12 protein-coding genes are annotated in these 19,534 nt (G+C 72.4%); 3 read left to right on the top strand and 9 right to left on the bottom strand.

Annotation, left to right across the window (positions count from 1 at the left end; all coding sequences use genetic code 11):
• Positions 1–37 precede the first annotated feature (37 nt).
• The 6 genes from ACIOD1_RS07540 to ACIOD1_RS07515 form a co-directional block, all read right to left on the bottom strand.
• On the bottom strand, positions 38–1,807 hold the full coding sequence (locus ACIOD1_RS07540; protein ID WP_401900856.1) for a diacylglycerol kinase family protein: 1,770 nt from the start codon (positions 1,805–1,807) through the stop codon (positions 38–40).
• 58 nt (positions 1,808–1,865) lie between these two features.
• Positions 1,866–2,327, bottom strand: coding sequence for an ATP-binding protein (locus tag ACIOD1_RS07535; RefSeq protein ID WP_365617407.1), 462 nt, complete (start codon positions 2,325–2,327; stop codon positions 1,866–1,868).
• Positions 2,328–2,547: 220 nt separating this feature from the next.
• Positions 2,548–2,949 (bottom strand): STAS domain-containing protein, encoded by a 402-nt coding sequence (locus ACIOD1_RS07530; RefSeq protein WP_365617409.1) that lies wholly within the window; start codon positions 2,947–2,949, stop codon positions 2,548–2,550.
• A gap of 90 nt (positions 2,950–3,039) precedes the next feature.
• Positions 3,040–3,996: a sensor histidine kinase gene (locus tag ACIOD1_RS07525; RefSeq protein ID WP_365617411.1), complete on the bottom strand. Its 957-nt coding sequence runs from the start codon at positions 3,994–3,996 to the stop codon at positions 3,040–3,042.
• On the bottom strand, positions 3,993–4,877 hold the full coding sequence (locus ACIOD1_RS07520; RefSeq protein ID WP_365617412.1) for an MEDS domain-containing protein: 885 nt from the start codon (positions 4,875–4,877) through the stop codon (positions 3,993–3,995). The genes ACIOD1_RS07525 and ACIOD1_RS07520 overlap by 4 nt, the downstream gene beginning before the upstream one ends.
• Before the next feature lie 164 nt (positions 4,878–5,041).
• Positions 5,042–6,004, bottom strand: a complete 963-nt coding sequence (locus ACIOD1_RS07515) for a SigB/SigF/SigG family RNA polymerase sigma factor (RefSeq protein WP_365617414.1) — start codon at positions 6,002–6,004, stop codon at positions 5,042–5,044.
• A 178-nt stretch (positions 6,005–6,182) separates the two neighbouring features.
• Here ACIOD1_RS07515 and ACIOD1_RS07510 point away from each other — a divergent pair, with 178 nt between their 5' ends.
• Together ACIOD1_RS07510 and ACIOD1_RS07505 are read left to right on the top strand one after the other, a co-directional pair.
• Positions 6,183–10,478, top strand: a complete 4,296-nt coding sequence (locus tag ACIOD1_RS07510; protein WP_401900854.1) for a HAMP domain-containing protein — start codon at positions 6,183–6,185, stop codon at positions 10,476–10,478.
• 46 nt (positions 10,479–10,524) lie between these two features.
• Positions 10,525–12,957 (top strand): SpoIIE family protein phosphatase, encoded by a 2,433-nt coding sequence (locus tag ACIOD1_RS07505; protein ID WP_401901386.1) that lies wholly within the window; start codon positions 10,525–10,527, stop codon positions 12,955–12,957.
• A 70-nt stretch (positions 12,958–13,027) separates the two neighbouring features.
• Here the strand turns inward: ACIOD1_RS07505 and ACIOD1_RS07500 are convergent, their stop codons facing one another.
• Complete coding sequence (locus tag ACIOD1_RS07500; protein ID WP_365617418.1) at positions 13,028–14,248, bottom strand: phospholipase D-like domain-containing protein; 1,221 nt, start codon at positions 14,246–14,248, stop codon at positions 13,028–13,030.
• Positions 14,249–14,321: 73 nt separating this feature from the next.
• On the opposite strand from ACIOD1_RS07500, the gene ACIOD1_RS07495 reads away from it, so the two are divergent.
• Positions 14,322–14,894 carry a putative glycolipid-binding domain-containing protein gene (locus tag ACIOD1_RS07495; RefSeq protein WP_365617419.1) on the top strand — a complete coding sequence of 191 codons (573 nt, stop codon included), beginning with the start codon at positions 14,322–14,324 and terminating at the stop codon, positions 14,892–14,894.
• 24 nt (positions 14,895–14,918) lie between these two features.
• Here the strand turns inward: ACIOD1_RS07495 and ACIOD1_RS07490 are convergent, their stop codons facing one another.
• Positions 14,919–15,206, bottom strand: a complete 288-nt coding sequence (locus ACIOD1_RS07490; protein WP_365617421.1) for an STAS domain-containing protein — start codon at positions 15,204–15,206, stop codon at positions 14,919–14,921.
• On the bottom strand, positions 15,206–19,375 hold the full coding sequence (locus ACIOD1_RS07485) for a SpoIIE family protein phosphatase (RefSeq protein WP_365617423.1): 4,170 nt from the start codon (positions 19,373–19,375) through the stop codon (positions 15,206–15,208). The genes ACIOD1_RS07490 and ACIOD1_RS07485 overlap by 1 nt, the downstream gene beginning before the upstream one ends.
• Between the last annotated feature and the right edge of the window lie 159 nt (positions 19,376–19,534).

Genomic DNA, 19,534 nt, shown 5'->3' with positions numbered 1-19,534 from the left:
CCCCCTTCTCCGTCGGTGTGTCGCGGGTGATGGGCGCTCAGGCGCCGGTGGTGGACGCGGTCTCCCGGGCCTCGCCCGGCGGGCCCTGCGCGTCGTCCACGCCATCCACGCCGTCCGCGGCCTCCGCGCCGGGCGTCGGCCGGCGGGGCAGGTACAGGCGCAGCGCGCCGGGTTCGATCTCGGCGCTCAGGCGGGTGCCGGGCGGGACGACGTCGCCGTCGAGTTCGCGCGGTTGCGGCTTGGTGAACCGTACGTCGACCCGCGCCGCGGCGAAGTACTCCAGCGCGCCCCGCGCCACCGGCCCGCCGGGCCGGGCGGACGTCGTCGAGGGGGCGCCGGGCGTCATGCGGGACAGCAGGTGCCCGGCGGCGGCCAGCCAACCGACGGGTCCCCGGGGGTCGAGCAGGACCACCTCCAGCCGTCCGCTGTCGGGCCGGGCGTCCGGCAGCAGCGGCAGGCCGCCCTGTAGGGTGCCGACGTTGCCGATGACGACCATCCGGGCCCGGCGCTCCAGCACGGGGCCGTCGTCGAGCCGGATCGTCAGTCGCATCCGGGGGTCCTGGAGGTGGCGGACCGCCGCGAGGACGTAGGCGGGCCACCCCAGCCGCTCCTTGAGCCGAGCGGAGGCGTCACCGACCATGGCGGCGTCCAGCCCGGCACCCGCCATGACAGTGAAGCGGACGGGGTCGAGCCCGTCCCCCCGCACCCGGGCCACGTCGATGCCGACGCTCTCCCCGGACAGCGCCGCGTCCAAGGCCTCGGCGGGATCGGAGGGGAGCCGCAGGTTGCGTGCGAGGAGGTTGCCGGTGCCGCAGGGGACGATCGCCAGGTGGACGCCGCCCGACGCCACCGCGTCGGCGCAGGCGCGTACGGTGCCGTCCCCTCCGCAGACCACCACCAGGTCGGGCGCCGCCGCCTCGCGCAGCCGTGCGGCGAGGCCGCCGGAGGGGTCCTCGGCGGTGGTCTCGGTCCAGACCTGGTCGGTTCGGCCCCGGGCGTCGAGTACGGCCCGCACTCGATCGGCCAACACCGCGTCACAGGACAGGGGGTGACGGACCACCAGTACCCGGCGTCCGCCCGGACGGCCGGCGTCGTGCCCCTTCGCGGTACGGGCCGCCGGGAGCCGGGTGTCGCCGCCGCTGCCGGCGCGGGGCCCCGGCGGCAGCAGCGCGCTCCCCACAAGGAGCAGGGTGCAGGCGCCGTTGAGCAGGCCGCCGATCACGTCGGAGGGGTGGTGCATGCCCCGGTACACCCGGGAGAAGGCGACGGCCACGGGGATCAGCAGCAACACGGTGACGACCGCCCGCCGTCGGGCTCCGTGCAGCCGGGCGGCCGCGAGCGTGGCCAGCCCGCCGAAGAGCGCGACCGAGGCGCCGACGTGGCCGGAGGGGAAGCTGGAGGTCGGCGGAGCCCCGTCCAGGTGGGGGACGTCGGGGCGGGGCCGCTCCACGACGAGGGTGATCAGGACGAACACGGCCGACTGGACGGCCACCGACGCGGCCAGGAACGAGGCGTGGCGGTACCGGGAGGCGTGGGGCACCAAGAGCAGGACGACCACGCACAGGACGGTCAGTGCGATCACGCTCTGCGTTCCGGCCAGCAGGGACAGCCACCGCGTGGCCTCCGAGACGGGGGCCACGCGGTGTTCGGCGAGGGTGCGGTTGACGTCGTCCTCGGCCGAAAGGGGCCACCGGTCGGCGGCGAAGCCGGTGACCAGTGACCCCAGTGCGACCATCACGGCCAGTTGCACAGGCAACAGCAGCAGGGGGCGGCCGCGTCTCGCGGCCTCGCCTCGTTCGTTCGTCATTGACGCCGTGTTCCCGTGGCGGGGACGCGGAAACGGTGTCCCCCGCCACGGTCTGCGACTACAGCGGGAGGGTCCCCGCCACGGCGCCGCCCGGGTCGGCCGGGGCCGGCGGCGGGGCGGGCCTGCCCGTGGTCAGGCGTACGGCGTCGATCTCGGCCCAGACGGCCTTGCCGGCGTCGTGCGCCTGGGCGTCCCACCGGTCCGAGAGCCGCTGGACTATGTACAGTCCGTGGCCTCCCGGCGCCCCCTTCTGCTGCTTGGGGCGGGGCTTGGGAAGCTCGGTCGTGCCGTCGAACACCTCGATGCGCAGGGTGTCCCCGGCCGCGGTGACCACGAGTTCGTGGCAGCCGCCCGCGTGCATGACCGCGTTGGTCAGGAGTTCGGAGACGACCAGCAGGACGTCCTCGGCGGTCTCCTGCGCGTCCCAACCCCAGTCCCGCAGGGCTTCCCGGGTGAAGTCGCGACCCTTGGCAACCTGGCCGCCGGTCCCGCGCAGAGCGAGGCGACGCCGTTGCGTCATGGCCCTGCCTTCCGGACGTAGCGGATCGCTGGTTTCCGGTCCGATGGACTTCACTGTGGCCTCACCCCCGTTGGCACTGGTCTGGCCTTTGATGCCGTGCTCCCGTCGCTCCGATCCGCGCGAGCGACCGCGTGGATCCTGTCGGTGTCCCGGTCGGTGTCCCGGACCCCGCACATACCCGCCATGCCCCCGGGAACACCCCGCATGTCGACGAAATGGGTCACCGCGGTGCGAGGGCGTCCGCGACCGTGCGGTCGATGGTGAAGACCCCGTCCGCGCCGGTCAGTTGCAGCAGCCTGGACAACTGCTCGGTGAGGGCGGCCAGCCGCAGGGTGACGCCCTGACGTTCGGCGTCCAGGCGCAGGCTCAGCAGCAGGTTGAGGCCGGAGGAGTCACAGAAGCCCAGCCCGGACAGATCGACCACCAGCAGCGGAGCGCCCGAGCCGAGGGCCTCGTCCAGGGTCGGCTGGACGCGCGCCAAGGCGTCCAGGTCGAGATCTCCCACGAGGGCGCACACCACGGCGCCCGTCTCGCTGCGGCGCAGTGCGGCTCCGCTGGGTCCGGGAGGCGCGTAGTCGGCGCCCACCGGCGCGTCACTGTCCCCTTGGTCGCGAGTTCCCACGTCAGCCCCTCGATATCTTCTTTTCCGCTGTCATTCTTCGCACCTGCACTCTACAGATCCCGGTCGCCATTCTTTCCCTCTTCTCCCTGGTCAGCCGAGCGCCATGTGGAGGCGCAGGGTGAGCCCGGAGTCGAGCGCCCGCACCTCCACCAGATCGCAGAGCTGATGGATCATCCACAGGCCCCGGCCGCCGTTGCCGGAGGCGAGCCCGGGGCGCCGACGCCCTGCGAGGGGGTCCGTCCACCGGCCGCCGTCGCTGATCTCCGCCACGACGTCGCCCGTCGGCGCGGTCCACAACCGCAGCGACCCCTTCCCGCCTCCGTGCGCGATCGAGTTGGCCGCCGCCTCGCTGATCGCGAGGACGAGGTCGCCGCGCCGGCCGGCGTCGAGGGCCGTGCGCCCGGCCCAGGCCTCCGCCTGCTCGCGCACGTGGGCGAGCCGGCCGCCCGCGTAGTCGACGACGAGGGTCTCGGCGGGGGGCTCGGCCAGCGGGAGGTCGCAGTCGGCGCTGACGGTCGCCGCGTCCGTGTAGGCGGGGCTCGGGAGGTCGAGACCGTTCTCGATCAGCGTGGGGTGGGTGCGTCGGGCGTCGGCCACGACCTCGGGCGTCAGCGCCGTCGTGTCGTACGGGCACAGGATGGTCGCGGACCGGCCGGCGAAGGCGGTGTTGATCAGCGCTTCGTGGCGGGTGGCTTCCAGGACCTCGGCCCGCGAGCGGCCGGCCCAGATCGGCTCCCCCACGATCCGGGCGGAACGGTCGGGATGCCGGTCGGCGAACTCCCTCAGGGCCGACAGGATGCGCCCGGGGTTGCGGCCCAGCACCGTCATGTCCACGCCTTCGATGGCGTCGGCGTCCGCACCGAGGTGGTGGCGCAGCTCCTCCAGGCGGGGGCCGGGCACGGCGACGAGGACCGGCTCGTCGGCCGCCAGCGCGGCCCGGACGAAGCCGGTCACCCCGGTGAGGTACTCCCGCTGCCCCCGGTAGAAGAGGGCGGGGTGCACGAAGCCTTCGGGGAGGGCCGCCTCGGGGGAAGTCGTGTCGATCATCCTGCGACCTCCAGCGCGGCGCATTCGTCCGGGAACATCTGCGCCACCCTGCGCAGCGAGTGGGGCGGATTGTGGAGCAGCAGCCGGCGGTCCTGTCGGTTGAGCATGACAGAGGCCTCGACGAGCAGGGCGACCGCGCCCACATCGAGGAAGGCCATGTCCGCCAGTTCGAGGTGGACGACGGTTCCGGGCATCCGGGTCACGGCGGCCAGGGTCGTGCGCAGGAGGTACCGGCCGTCCTGGTCGCCGCTGCCGGTGAGCCGTGCGCCGGCGCGGCCCCGCAGCGGGGTCGCGGCCGGCGTCGTGCGGGGGCGTTCGGCCGCGCGGGCGTCCGTGGGTCCGGCGCCGGTGTGGGCACGGGCCAGCAGGTCGGCCGCCTCGGCGGGGACGCGGCGCCGGTCGAAGAGGCACAGGCCGGTCAGGGGCAGCCGCGCGTAGACCTCCCGGTCGAGCAGCAGCTCGTACTCCAGGATCCGGTCGAGGTCGGGGACGTCCGTCGTGGACCAGCTCATCTCACCGAGCACCCGCAAGCCCCGGTGGCCCGCTGCGAGGGCCTCGGCGCATGCCGTCCGGTACGCCGAGACGACCCGGTCGGGCTCGAAGGGAGGCCGGTGCAGAAACGATCCGTCGCCGCTCGTCACGGTCAGCAGCTCCGCGTGCCGCGCCGAGTCGACGTCGACCCCGCCGCGACGCAGGGCCCCGATGACCGCGCTCGGCTCCCTGCGGTCCGCGCTGTAGAGGACGCGCTGACCATCGGCCAGGCCCGTGGTCACGAACCGTACGACGGCCCGGGCCCACTCCTCGTCGTCCTCGTACGCGAAGGACGAGTGCCCACCGACGGGGTGCGGCGGTCGGTGGTGGTGCGGGGCGGGTGAAGTCACGCTCTTCCCTCGGGGGCGAACAGGACGGACGGCGATCGGTGTACGAGGCTACCGGCGGCGGGGCCGCCGCGGCACCCGTGTTCGCGACCGGCCGCGCGCGGGACGGGGCGCCGGGCGTCAGCCGGCATCCCGTCCCGCGCGCGGGACGCGGTGGTGGTGACGGGTCAGGCGGTCAGCATGCCGGTGCGCAGTTCGGCGAGGATCCGCGACAGGAGGCGGGAGACCTGCATCTGGGAGACACCGAGTTCGGCGCCGATCTCGGCCTGGGTCTTCTCCTGGCCGAAGCGCATCGTCAGGATCAGGCGGTCGCGCTCCTTCAGCCGACCCAGCAGCGGGGCGAGGGTGTGCATGTCCTCGAAGAGCTCCACGGCGGGGTCCACCTCGCCCATGCTCTCGGCGAGCGGGCGGGTGCGGCGACCGCTCGCCGTCTGCTCCTCCGACTCGGTCCCGGCGTCGAGGGAGCCGCTGGTGTAGCCGTTGGCCGCCACCAGACCCTCGATGACCTCCTCCTCGCCGAGTTCGAGGTGCTCGGCGAGCTCCTTGACCGTCGGCGCCCGGCCCAGCACGTCGGTCAGGTCCTCCTGGCTCTTCGCGAGCTCCGTGCGCAGCTCCTGCAGGCGGCGCGGGACGTGCACGGCCCAGGTGGTGTCGCGGAAGTAGCGCTTGATCTCGCCCGTGATGTAGGGGAGGGCGAGGGTGGAGAACTCGACCTCGCGGTCGGGGTCGAAGCGGTCGATCGCCTTGATCAGGCCGATCGTGCCGACCTGGATGATGTCGTCCATCTCGACCCCGCCGCCGCCGGAGCGGACGCGGAAGCGGCGCGCGGCGAAGTGGACGAGGGAGACGTTCATCTCGATCAGGGTGTTGCGGGCGTACTGGTACTCCCGCGTCCCCTCTTCCAGGGCGCGCAGCCGGATCAGGAACATCCTCGACAGCTCGCGGGCGTCGGAGGGGGCGACCTCACGGGCGTTCGTCACGTGGGGCAGCTCGACGAAGTGCTCCCCCGCCGTGTATCCGGGCGGGCAAATGGCATCGGTGACCGACTCGGACACCTGGCTCACGACTGCGACGGACCGCGACATGGTGACGGTTCCCTCCCTGGGGCGGTTGGCTTCGTTGCCGCTCATGCCCCGACTTCCGGCCCGCACACAGCTCATGCCGCACGAGATCAAGCCAGTTTTGGCTTGATCACGTAGGTTCCGGGTCGAGAAGCCCTTCTGGCGGTAGCAAGCGGAACCGGAGGGGGCGGGAGGTAATGTTCACGTGATTTTGCGGACCGCACGATCAGGACCAAGCGGGGGACAGATGGCCAAGGCAACGGGCGGGCGCCCGGGCGTGGAGGCGAACGTGCCGGGAGTGGTGGGAGAACCCGAGCTGCGCCAGCTGCTGGCCGGGCTGACGGCCGTGCGCGACGGCGACTTCGGGACCCGCCTCCCCGACGAGGCCGACGGTCTCCTCGGGGAGATCGCGACCGTGTTCAACGGCATGGTCGACCAACTGTCCCTGTTCACCTCGGAGGTGACCCGCGTCGCCCGCGAGGTGGGCACCGAGGGAACGCTGGGCGGCCAGGCCGAGGTGCCCGGGGTCTCGGGCACGTGGGCCGACCTGACGGACTCCGTCAACGCGATGGCCGGGAACCTCACCACCCAGGTGCGCGACATCGCCCAGGTGGCGACCGCCGTGGCCCGGGGGGACCTGTCGCAGAAGATCGCGGTGGACGCCCGGGGCGAGATCCTGGAACTCAAGAACACCGTCAACACCATGGTCGACCAGCTCTCCGCCTTCGCCGACGAGGTCACCAGGATGGCCCGCGAGGTGGGCACCGAGGGCATCCTGGGCGGCCAGGCCGACGTGAAGGGCGTGTCCGGAACCTGGCGCGACCTCACCGACTCGGTCAACTTCATGGCCGGGAACCTGACCGCGCAGGTCCGGTCCATCGCCCAGGTGGCGACGGCCGTGGCCAAGGGCGATCTCTCGCAGAAGATCGCCGTGGACGCCCGGGGCGAGATCCTGGAACTCAAGAACACGATCAACACCATGGTCGACCAGCTCTCCGCCTTCGCCGACGAGGTCACCCGCGTCGCCCGCGAAGTGGGCACCGAGGGGCGCCTGGGCGGCCAGGCCGACGTGAAGGGCGTGTCCGGAACCTGGCGCGACCTCACCGACTCGGTCAACTTCATGGCCGACAACCTCACCGCGCAGGTCCGCTCGATCGCCGAGGTCACCACCGCCGTGGCCCAGGGCGACATGACCCAGAAGATCCGGGTCGACGCGCGCGGGGAGATCCTGGAGCTGAAGGAGACCATCAACACGATGGTCGACCAGCTCTCCGCCTTCGCCGACGAGGTCACCCGCGTCGCCCGCGAGGTCGGCACCGAGGGCAACCTCGGCGGCCAGGCCCAGGTCAGGGGCGTCTCGGGCACCTGGAAGGACCTCACCGACAACGTCAACGTCATGGCGTCCAACCTGACCGGCCAGGTGCGGTCCATCGCCCAGGTCGCCACCGCCGTCGCCAAGGGCGACCTCTCGCAGAAGATCACCGTCGAGGCCAAGGGCGAGGTGGCCGCGCTCGCCGGCGTGATCAACACCATGGTGGACACGCTGTCGGCCTTCGCCGACGAGGTCACCCGCGTCGCCCGCGAGGTCGGCACCGAGGGCCGCCTCGGCGGCCAGGCCCGGGTCCCCAACGTGGCGGGGACCTGGAAGGACCTCACCGACAACGTCAACTCCATGGCCAACAACCTCACCGGCCAGGTCCGCAACATCGCCCTGGTCACGACGGCGGTGGCCAACGGCGACCTGTCCAAGAAGATCGACGTGGACGCCCGGGGCGAGATCCTCGAACTCAAGACGACCATCAACACGATGGTCGACCAGCTGTCCTCCTTCGCCGCCGAGGTCACCCGCGTCGCCCGCGAGGTCGGTAGCGAGGGCCGCCTCGGCGGCCAGGCCGAGGTGGAGGGCGTCTCGGGAACCTGGAAGCGCCTGACGGAGAACGTCAACGAACTCGCCGGCAACCTCACCCGCCAGGTACGGGCCATCGCCGAGGTCGCGAGCGCGGTCGCCGAGGGGGACCTGACCCGCTCGATCACGGTCGACGCGTCCGGCGAGGTGGCCGAGCTCAAGGACAACATCAACTCGATGGTGGGCTCCCTGCGCGAGACCACCCGGGCCAATCAGGAGCAGGACTGGCTCAAGTCGAACCTGGCCCGGATCTCCGGCCTCATGCAGGGCCACCGCGACCTCTCGGTCGTCGCCGAACTCGTCATGGACGAGTTGACCCCGCTGGTGGACGCCAGCTACGGCGGCTTCTACCTGGCCGAGGAGACGAGGGGCCGGACCGAGCTGGGCCTGATCGGCTCCTACGGACGCCCCTCGGGGCAGTCCGAGGGCTCCCGCCTCGCCCTGGGCGAGACGCTGGTCGGGCAGGCCGCCCGCAGCCGCCGCATCATCGTCGCCGAGGACGTGCCGGCCGGCTACCTGATCTCCTCCGGACTGGGCCGGTCCGCGCCCGCCGCGCTGATCGTGCTGCCCATCGTCGTGGAGGACCAAGTGCTCGGCGTGATCGAGCTGGCCTCCTTCAAGGAGTTCACCGCCGTCCACCGCGACTTCCTCGGCCGCCTGATGGAGACCGTCGGCGTCAACGTCAGCACCATCGTGGCCAACGCCCGCACCGACGAACTGCTCGGCGAATCGCAGCGGTTGACGGGTGAACTCCAGGCCCGCTCCGAGGAACTCCAGGTACAGCAGGACGAGTTGCAGCGCTCGAACGCCGAACTGGAGGAGAAGGCGGCCCTCCTGGCCAGCCAGAACCGCGACATCGAGACCAAGAACCTGGAGATCGAGCAGGCCCGCCAGGAACTGGAGGACCGCGCCCAGCAGCTCTCCCTGGCGTCGAAGTACAAGTCGGAGTTCCTGGCCAACATGAGCCACGAACTGCGGACCCCGCTCAACAGCCTCCTCATCCTGGCCCAGTTGCTCGCGCAGAACCCCAGCCGCAACCTCACCCCGAAGCAGGTCGAGTACGCGGGCATCATCCACTCCGCCGGCTCGGACCTGCTCCAGCTGATCGACGACATCCTCGACCTGTCGAAGGTCGAGGCGGGCAAGATGGACGTCAACCCCGAGCGGGTCCCCCTCAAGCAGCTCCTCGACTACGTCGATGCCACCTTCAGGCCGCTGACCAGCCAGAAGAGCCTAGAATTCGAGATCACGACCGCGACCGGAGTGCCGGTCGACCTGCTGACCGACGATTCCCGGCTGCGCCAGATCCTGCGCAACCTGCTCTCCAACGCCGTCAAGTTCACCGAGCACGGACGGGTGGAGCTGCGCATCGAGCCGGCGGCCGGCGGCGACCTGCCGGCCGGGCTGAACCACGGGGGCTCGATGGTCGCCTTCCGCGTGCGGGACACCGGCATCGGCATCGCGGAACAGCAACTGGAATCGATCTTCGCCGCCTTCCAGCAGGCCGACGGAACGACGAGCCGCAAGTACGGGGGCACCGGACTCGGCCTCTCCATCACCCGGGAGATCGCCCATCTGCTCGGCGGCGCCGTCACCGCCGTCAGCACCCCGGGCGAGGGATCCGTCTTCACCCTCTTCCTGCCCGTGGCCCGGACCGACTTCGCCGAGGGCGGCCGGCCGGGTTCGAAGGGCGAGGGCGACCGGCTGCCCGCGGCCGGCGCGGGGCCGAGGACGACCCCCGCGGCCGACGCCGGACGTCACCGGCGGCTCCTCGTCATCGAGGAGCGCAGCAACGGGCTCCTCACCCTCGTGGCCCGCAGCGCCGCCGACGACCTCACCGTGGGCCGGTCGGCCTTCGCGGCCGACGACCGCGTCGAGGTGGTGACGGCCGTCAGCGCCCAGGAGGCGGCCGCGGTCCTCGCCGCCGGGCCCTTCCACTGCGTGGTCCTGGAGCTGGGTCACGACGGGGAGGCGCTGCGCTTCCTGCGCGCCCTGGCCGGGGACGCGGCGCTGGTGTCGCTGCCCGTCCTCGCGCACGACAACCGCCGGCTCGACGCCTCGCAGCAGCGGGAGTTGGACGGGCACGCGGCGGCGCAGCCCCTGGAGGTGCTGAGCAGCCTGGACGAGTTGCGCGAGCGGATCGCGCTGCACCTGTCCGCGCAGGAACCGGGCGACGTGCCGTCCCTGGTCCGTTCGCAGGATTCCGCGGCGCTTCCCCAGTTCCTCGACAACGGGCTGGCGGGTCGGTCGGTCCTGGTGGTCGACGACGACGCCCGGAACCTGTACGCGATCAGCGGCATCCTGGAACTGCACGGCATCCAGGTGGTGCACGCGGAGAACGGCCGCGCGGCCATCGACGCGCTGATCGCCCACTCGGGGATCCACCTGATCCTGATGGACGTGATGATGCCCGAGATGGACGGTTACACGGCGACCGGGGAGATCCGTCGCATGCCGGCCTACGCCGACCTGCCGATCATCTCGGTCACCGCCAAGGCCATGCCGGGCGACCGGGAGAAGAGCCTCGCGTCGGGCGCCAGCGACTACGTGACCAAGCCCGTGGACGCCGACGACCTCATGGAACGCGTACGGCACTGGCTGCTGCCGCAGGACCCCGCGAGCGTCCCCCGTGCCTGACCCTACGAATCCCCGGGAGACCGGCGCCGTGAACGGCCCGAACGGCATGAGCGGCCCCGAACCCGAGGCCGGACCCCAGGAGGGCTCCGGGTCGGTCGGCGCGGAGACCGCGGACCTGGTCGCCGCCCGGCGGGCGGCCGGGGGCGACCGCGGCGACGTGGGGCGGTTGGCCGCCACCGTGGAGCGGCTGCGCCGGGAGGTGCGCGCGGCGCAGTCGGCCGCGGACGGGCGCTCCCTGATCGAGATGGCCAAGGGCGTCCTCGTCGGCCGGTTGGGCTGTGGGCCCACCGAAGCCGCGCGGCAACTCGCCTCCCTGGCAGGGCAGTCGGGCACCAGCGTGCTCCAGCTCTCGGTGGAGATCATCAACCAGGCCGCGCGGGACCGGGTCAGCGACGTGGCGGCGGAGTTCCTCGAACGCACCGCCGCGGAGTCGGACGGTCCGGACGGCGCGGCGGCGGTCCGGCTGCGTGCGGCCGAGAGCGGCCTGTTGTCCGCCACGGACGCCCAGGCCGTGGCCGTGGCCCTGTTGGAGAACGCGCTCGCTCCGCTGGGCGCGCTCGGCGTGGCCATCTGGCTCGCGGGCTCGGACGCCTCGCTCACGCTGGCCGGGCAGGCCGGGTTCACCGAGGAGGAGGCGCGCCGCTGGCACTACGCCCCGCCCGAGGTCGCCACGTACGCCCGGCTCGCGCTCACCGAGCGGGGGCCCGTCTTCGTCTCCCGCCTGTCCGACTCCGCGATGCCCTCGATCGGGCGTCGGGAGCACCCCCACGGCGGGCGGATAGCGGTGCCCGCCGGTACGGGTGGGCGCATCCACGGCGTGCTGGAGGTGGTCTGGCCGCAGCCGCTCGCACCGCAGCCGCCGCGCATCGTCCGGCAGATCGAGGCGTTGGCCGAGCTGTGCGCGCACACGCTGGAGGAGCCCGCGGAGCGGGTCTCCCCTTCCGCGCCGGGTGCGCCGCCGCATGCGGCCGTGGCCGAACTGACCACGCTTGCCGACCAGTTGCACGACCCGGCGCTCCTCCTCACACCGATCCTCGGCCCGGGCGGAGGGCTGACGGACTTCCGGATCCACCACGTCAACGACCGCTTCACCGACCCGGCCGGCCGCTTCCGCAGTGCCGTGCGGGGCTCGTCGTTCCTGGAGGCGTACCCGCTGGCCGCCGAGGGCGACGGACTCCTGGAGAAGCTGGAGCGCGTGTACGCGACCGGGGAGGCCTTCCGAACCCGGCGGATGGCGCTGACCGCTTTCATCGACGACGTCCCGATCACCGCGGTGGCCGATGTCAGCATCACCCGGCACGGCGCCGCCCTGTTGCTGATCTGGCGGATCGAGGACGAGACGGCGCGCCTGGCCAGCCTGCTCCAGCACGCACAACGACTGGGTCGGATCGGCGGGTTCGAGGAGAACGTCACCACGGGCGAGATCACCTGGAACGGGCAGCTGTTCTCCCTCTACGGCAGGTCCGCCACCTCCTCGCCGGTGCCCTTGGAGGACCTGCCCGGCCACGCCCACCCCGATGACGTCACCTCCATCAGCCGGTTCCTGCGGACGCTGATGCACTACCAGCGCGACGCCACGGTGGCCTTCCGGCTCCAGCGGCCGGACGGGGTCACCCGGCACATCCGCATCGTCGCCGAACCGGTACTGGAGGAGGACGGGTCGCTGTACGCGGTGCGGGGCGCCTACCAGGACATCTCCGCGCAGCACTGGACCGAGGTGGCGCTCGCCGCGACCCGCGACCAACTGGCCTACAGCGAGGCCGAGTCGGCGGAACGCAGCCGGCTCGCCCTCCAGTTGCAGCACGCGATCATGCCGCCGGCGCCCGCCCCCCTGGAAGCGCCGGGCATCCGCATCGGGGTGCGTTACCGGCCGGCCGAGTCCGAGGCCCTGGTCGGCGGTGACTGGTACGACTCCGTGGTCCTGCCGAACGGGCAGGTGCTGCTGTGCGTCGGCGACGTGGCGGGCCACGGCATCGAGGCGGCCACCGGCATGGTCGTCCTGCGCAACGCCCTGCGCGGACTGGCGGTGACCGGGGCCGGCCCCGCGCAACTGCTCACCTGGCTGAACGCGGTGGCCCACCACCTGACCAGCGACCTGACGGCGACGGCGGTGTGCGGGATCTTCGACCCGGACCGGCGGGTGCTGCGCTGGGCGCGGGCCGGGCACCTGCCGCCGATCCTGGTACGGGGTGCGCGGGCGACGGCCTTCCCGCTCAGCAAGGGGCTCCTGCTGGGGGCGATCGCGAACGCGGAGTACGTGGAGGAGGAGGTCCAGCTCGAAGCCGAGGACACCGTGATGATGTACACCGACGGGCTCGTGGAGCGCCGGGACACCTCGGTGATGGAGTCGCTCACCCAGCTGATGGAGCTGGCCGGGCGCGACGCCGTGACCCTGGAGAGCCGGCTCGACCGGCTCCTGACGTACAGCAGGTCCGACACGGACGACGACACCTGCCTCGTGGGCGTGCAGGTTCGCTGATCGGCATCGGCACGTCGGGCGGTCCGCGAGTCGGCCGGTCGGCGCCTCGGGCAGTCGGTGCGGCGGGCGGTCACAGGAAGCGGCGGATGGGCAGCACCGCCGCTTCCCGGGCGCGCTGGCCCAGCGAGCGCCGCTTCCACCGGCCGGGCCGGATGCGGTCGCTGGCTTCGAGGTCCCGGTCGTAGTGGCCGTCGAGGACGGCGGTGAACTCGACGTCCATGACGGCGAGCATGACCTCCTCGTCGTGGTCGAGCGAGCGCCGGTTGAAGTTCGTCGAGCCGATCAGCGAGACGACTCCGTCCATCGTCATGACCTTGGCGTGCATCATCGTCGGCCGGTACTGGAAGATCTGGACGCCCGCCTCGACGAGGGCCTCGTAGTGGTGCTGGCCGGCCAGCTGGCACACCCGCTTGTCGGTGTGGGCGCCCGGCAGCAGGATCTGGACCTCCACGCCCCTGCGGGCCGTCGCGCACAGCAGGTCCACGAAGTAGGTGTCGGGGGCGAAGTAGGCCGTGGCCAGGCGCACCCGTTCCTCGGCCGATTCCAGGACGACGCGGATCAGGGTCTGCATGTCCTGCCAGCCGACACTGGCCGAGCCGCGGACGACCTGGACGATCGCGTCGCCGACGGGTTCGTGGTCGGTGAACCGGTCCCGTTCGTCGAAGAGTTCGTCGTGGCACTCGGCCCAGTTCTGGGCGAAGGCGGCGGCCATCCCGTCGACCGCCGGGCCCCGTACCTCGACGTGCGTGTCGCGCCACTCCCGCGGATTGCGCGCGTCGCCGCACCACTCCTCGGCGATGCCGACGCCGCCGGTGAACGCCACTTCCTCGTCCACCACCAGGACCTTGCGGTGGCAGCGGTGGTTCTGCTTCAGGGGCGAGAGGTAGAGGGGCTTGCGGAACCAGGCGATCTCGACCCCGGCGCCGCTCATCTCCTCCAGGAGCTCGCGCTCGATGAGCCGGCTCCCGAAGCCGTCCAGCAGCAGCCGTACGCGTACGCCCTTCCGGGCCCGGCCGGCGAGGGCCGCGGCGAACCGGCGGGCGATGTCGCCCTTCCAGTAGACGAAGGTCATCATGTCCACGGTGTGGCGGGCCTCGTCGATGCGCGCCAGCATCCCGGCGAATATCTCGTCGCCGTTGCGGAGCGGGAGCAGGCTGTTCCCCTCGGTGGCGGCGATGCCGATCAGCCGTTCCAGCCGTCTGCGGATACGACGTATCCGCTGGTCGGCCCGGTCCTTCGGGGTCGTCCCGGCGGATTCGCCGACGCGTGGCGCCAGATCTTGATCAGTCATGCACATGCTCCTCAAGGTCGCCTCAGTATGAGGGTGCCGGGAAACCGGCCGGCTCCCGGGTAGGGTCGCGGCCATGAGCGGCCGTGAGCGCGTGCGCACCTGGGAGGTCCTCCCCGCGCGGGGCCCCTCGACGGCGTGGGTGACACTGTCCGGGCGCGGTCTCCTCGCCCGGGGGCGGGCCGTGGGCCTGCTGCCCGAGCCGTACTGGGTCTCGTACGCGCTCCGGGCGCCGCAGGAGTACGTGACCGCGCGCCTGCGCGTGACCGTCGAGCGGGCGGGGTCGACGCGGGAGCTGGACCTGCGCAACGAGGCGGGCCGGTGGACGGTGAACGGCGAGCACCGCCCCGACCTCGACGGGGCGCTCGACTGCGACCTGGGGCTGTGCCCCCTCACGAACACCATGCCGGTGCTCCGCCACGGCCTGCACCTGGGGCCCGGCACCGGGCCGCGCCACTTCCTGATGGCCTGGGTCTCGGTGCCCGACCTGGAGGTGAGCGCGAACCGCCAGACCTACACCCACCTCGCCCCCACCGCGCACGGGGCGCGCGTGCGCTACGCGTCCGGGGACTTCCGCGGCGACGTCGAGTTCGACCGGGACGGGCTGGTCCTGGACTACCCGGGCCTGGCTACGGCCCTCACCCGCTGACCGGCGCCGCCCCTCCCGCCCGGCCTACGGGACGTGGATCGTGGTGAGGCCGGAGAGGCCGGAGATCTCCAGGACGGGGACGAGGAGGGCGGGGGCGATCACTTCGATGCGGTCGGCGTGGGAGAACAGGACGCTCAGGCCGGCGCTGTCGAGGTAGTCGACGGCCGTCAGGTCCACCACAACGTTTCCCCGGGTGTTGGCGAGCGCCTCGTGCAGGCCGTCGGTGTTGGTCATGTCGATCTCACCGACGACGGTCAACAGGGTGGTGCCGTCGGGGCGGTGGCTCGGCGTGAGCGTGAGGGGGGTGGTCATCAGGCGATCCTCGTATGCATGTCGACGGTGGTACCGACGGGGCCGGGCGTGATGGTGACCTGTTGCATCATGGCGCGCATGAGGGCGACACCCCGCCCGCGGTGGCTGTTGGCGTCGGGCCGGGGGGTCTTCCAGCGGCCGGTGTCGGCGATGGTCACGTGCAGGTGGTCGACGAGGGCTTCGGCGCGTAGGCGGACGGTTTCGCCGGGGGCGTCCCGGTGGCCGTGTTCGATGGCGTTGGCGCACGCCTCTCCGGCGGCGACCAGGACGTTCTGGGCGGTGTGGGACGGCAGGTCGCACTGTTCGAGCCAGCGACGCAGGGCCGAGCGGACCGGGGCCAGCTGGGAGGATTCGGCGGGGAAGGTCATCTCCAGTGGGGCGGGGTGGCGGTAGAGCAGCAGGGCGACGTCGTCGTCGTAGCCGTCGACGGGAACCATCCTGTCCATGATGTGGGTGGCGAGGTCGTCCACGGCGAGGTCGCGCCCGTCCTGGACGGCTTCGCTCGCCTGGTCGATGCCGACGTTCAGGGAGCGGCGCCGGCGTTCGACGAGACCGTCGGTGTAGAGCAACAGGGTGGATCGGGCCGGCATCGTGCACTGGGCTTCGGGCCGCGCGGCGCCGGGGCGGACGGCCAGGGGGGTGGAGCGTCCCTCTTCCAGGAGCCGGGTGGGGCCGGTGGGAGGGACGAGGATGCCCGGCGGGTGTCCGGCGCTGGAGTAGGACAGCCGACCCGTCTCGGGGTCCAGGACGCCGCAGAAGACGGTCGTGCACAGGGCGCCGGCGATGCCCGCGGCGAAGTGGTCCAGGGCCATGAGCACCTGGGCCGGGCTGGTGTTCTGCAGCAGCAGGGCGCGGCAGGCGCTGCGCAACTGCCCCATCACGGTGGCCGCCTGGAGTCCGCGGCCGACGCAGTCGCCGACGACGATCCCGATCCGGCCGTCGGGCAGGGTGACGGTGTCGTACCAGTCGCCGCCGACCTCCAGGGGCTGGGTGGCCGGTTCGTAGCGGACGGCGAAGCCGGCAGGGAGCCGGGAGGGGCCGAGGATGGCGCGTTGCAGGGTGATGGCGGTCTCGCGCTGCTGGTCGATCTGGTGGACGCGGGTCAGCCCCTGGGAGAGGTGGCCGGCCAGCAGGGACAGCAGGAGTTCGTCCTCGCCGGTGAAGGGGCGCTTCTCGCCGAGGTCGAGCCAGAGCACCATGGGGCCCTCGGGGTGCTCCATGACGATGCCGGTCCCGGCGTGGAGGGCGACCGGGGAGAGCGGGGGCCGGGTCCGCAGTTCGGTGAGGTCGTGGCGCAGCGCGGCGGGCAGTTCCTGCCACGTGGAGGCGTCGGTGGTGGTCAGGGCGGGTTGGTCGCCGCCCTTGAAGACGGCCGCGCGGACGCACGTGGCGCTCCACAGCTCCTTGAGTTCGCCGAGCGCTCCGGCCAGCGCCTCGGGCAGGCTGGTGGCGCGGGACAACAGGGTGCTCAGGGAGGCGAGGGCGCTCTCGCGTTGGATGACGTAGTGCTCGGCGGTCACGTCGCGGAAGGTGCCGACGACGACCCGGCGCCCGGTGTCGGGGTCGTCGACCTGGTTGAAGGTGGCCGTGGCCCACAGCCGGTGTCCGTCGCGGTGGATGACGGGAATGGTGTAGGAGCCCTTGGTGCTGCCCAGGAGGCGGCCGAAGGCGGCCGAGACCTCCTGGTGGGCCTCGGAGTCGGTGTCCGCGTCCGGCCACCAGGGGTGGACCGCCCGGTAGGGCAGGCCTTCGGGGCCGTAGCCGAGGATGTCGGTGAAGGCCGCGTTGATCTCGATGACGGCGCCGTCCTCGTCGCAGACGAAGAACGCCTCCTGCAAGGAGTCGACCAGCGCGGTGCGCCAGCGGGCGTGGTGGTTGCGCAGGCGCGCCAGTTCCACGTTCGCCCGTACGCGGGCCAGTAGTTCCGCGGCGGCGAAGGGCTTGACGAGGTAGTCGTCGGCGCCGGCCCGCAGGCCCTCGATCGACGCTTCCTGCCCGGCCCGCGCGGACAGCAACAGCACCGGTACGGAGGCGGTCCGCGGATCGGTGCGCAGCGCGCTCACCAGGGCCAGACCGTCCAGGCGGGGCATCATGACGTCGCTGACCACCAGGTCGGGCGGGTCGACGCGGACGGAGTCGAGGGCTGCCATGCCGTCGTCGACGCAGGCGACCTCGTAGCCGGCGCCGGCCAGGATGCGGGTGAGGTAGTCGCGCATGTCGGCGTTGTCGTCGGCGACCAGGACGCGGGGGGCGGTCCCCTGTGGCGTCCCCGGCCGCGTCACGGGGTGGGCCACCGGCTGTGCGCCGTCCGTCCCGGCCCGCCCGGTGGCGTGGGCGGGCAGCCAGCGCAGCGCTTCCTGCGCGTACGGTTCGGCGGTGGCGGAGACCGCGGCGCCGCCCCTGCCGTCGGTGACCGCCTCGGCGGGCAGGTGGGCGACGCCGAAGGGCAGCCGGATGGTGAAGACGGTGCCGACGCCCTCGGTGCTGTCGGCGGTGATGGTGCCGCCGTGGAGTCCGACCAGCTCCCGTACGAGTGCCAGGCCGATGCCGCTGCCCTCGTTGGAGCGGGAGCGCGCGTTCTCGATCCGGTGGAACCGCTCGAACAGCCTGGGCATTTCCGCCTCGGGCACGCCGATCCCGGTGTCGGCGACCGTGACCACGGCCCGGCCGTCCTCTTCCCGCACGCGCACGGTGACGGAGCCGTCGAAGGTGAACTTCAGGGCGTTGCCGAGCAGGTTGAGCATCACCTTCTCCCACATGCCCCGGTCGAGGTGCACCGGTCGCGCGAGCGGCGCGCAGTCGACGCGGAGCTCCAGGCCGGCCTTCTCGAGGGCGGAACGGAAGACGCCGGCCAGTTCGGTGGTCGACCGGGACAGGTCGACGGGCTCGTAGCTCGCCTGCATCCGGCCGGCTTCGATCCGGGAGAAGTCCAGCAGGCTGTTGACCAGCTTGCCCATCCTCAGGCCGTTGCGCCGGATGACGTCAAGCTGCTCGCGGACCTCGGGGCCGGCTCCTTCGAGGCGGGCCCGCAACTCCTCGACGGGCCCCATGATCAGGGTCAGGGGGGTGCGGAACTCGTGGCTGATGTTGGAGAAGAAGGCGGTCTTCGCGCGGTCGAGTTCGGCCAGCTCCTCCGCCCTTCGCTGCTGGGCCTGGTAGCTGCGGGCGGAGGCGATCCCCGCCGCCACGTGCCCGGCGACCAGCTCGACGAAGCCGCGGTAGCCCTCTTCCAGTGCCCGGAACCGGTTCAGGGCGACGACGAGGAAGCCGTACGGCGTTCCGCCCTGCATGGGCAGGGGCACGACCAGGGCCTGGGTGGGCGGCTGCGTCCAGCCGCCGGTCGGCAGATCGGGGAAGAGGCCGCCGTCGAGGTCGACCAGCACCGATTCCCCGCGGGCCGGCGCCGCCACGGGCCAGGGCGCGGCGTCCGCGTCGGCGGGCAGCAGTGCGGGGGCGGCGGCGTGCCCGTCGGCGATTCCGGTCGAGCAGGCCAGTCGCGCCGCGCCGTCGTCGCCGTAGAGGTAGGTCAGGGTGAAGGGGAGGTCACGCGGGTTGCGGCCCAGTTGTCGGGCCGTGAAGTCCAGCACCTGCCGCTCGGTGCGCGCCACGCCGGGGTCGGAGCCCAGGTCGCGCAGGGTCGCCATCCGCCGCTCGCCGATGACCCGTTCGGTCTCCTCGCTCACCACGCAGAGCATGCCGACCACCTGGCCGGCGTCGTCGCGCAGGGGACTGTAGGAGAAGGTGTGGTAGCTCTCCTCGGAGTATCCGGAGCGCTCCAGGAACAACAGCAGCGCCTCGTCCCAGGTCGCCTTCCCCGTGGCCGTCACGGCCTCGATGCGCGGGCCGATGTCGTCCCAGATCTCCGCCCACACCTCGCTCGCCGGACGGCCCAGCGCCCAGGGGTACTTCCGGCCCAGGGTGTCGCGGCGGTAGGCGTCGTTGCAGAAGAACGTCAGGTCCGGTCCCCACGCCATCCACATCGAGAACCGGGAGGAGAGCAGGATGCTCACCGCGGTGCGCAGGCTCTGCGGCCATCCCTCCGGTGGTCCCAGCGGGGTGGCCGACCAGTCCACGGGGGCGAGGTCCCTGCCGACTTCGTCGTCGGCGGCGAACAGGTCGGGGCCGACGGGCCCCGGCCGCCGCTCGTGCTCGGCATCGTGTGAAGCCATTCCCGAGGCACCCTTTCGTTCCTCAACCGAACAGGCGTCGCATACCCGGCGCCGCATGCCCTACTCCGCATGACCGCCTCGCTGTGACGCGATCCGTAGGATAAGCCAGTCGTACGCCACCCGGAGAGTCCGGACATGCTCCTGACCGAACCGGGCAGC

The sequence above is a fragment of the Streptomyces sp. NPDC088097 genome (assembly GCF_044741845.1).
Classification (GTDB): Bacteria; Actinomycetota; Actinomycetes; order Streptomycetales; family Streptomycetaceae; genus Streptomyces.
Note: the sequence above shows the minus strand (reverse complement) of the source record. Positions and strands in the feature narration are given on the sequence as shown.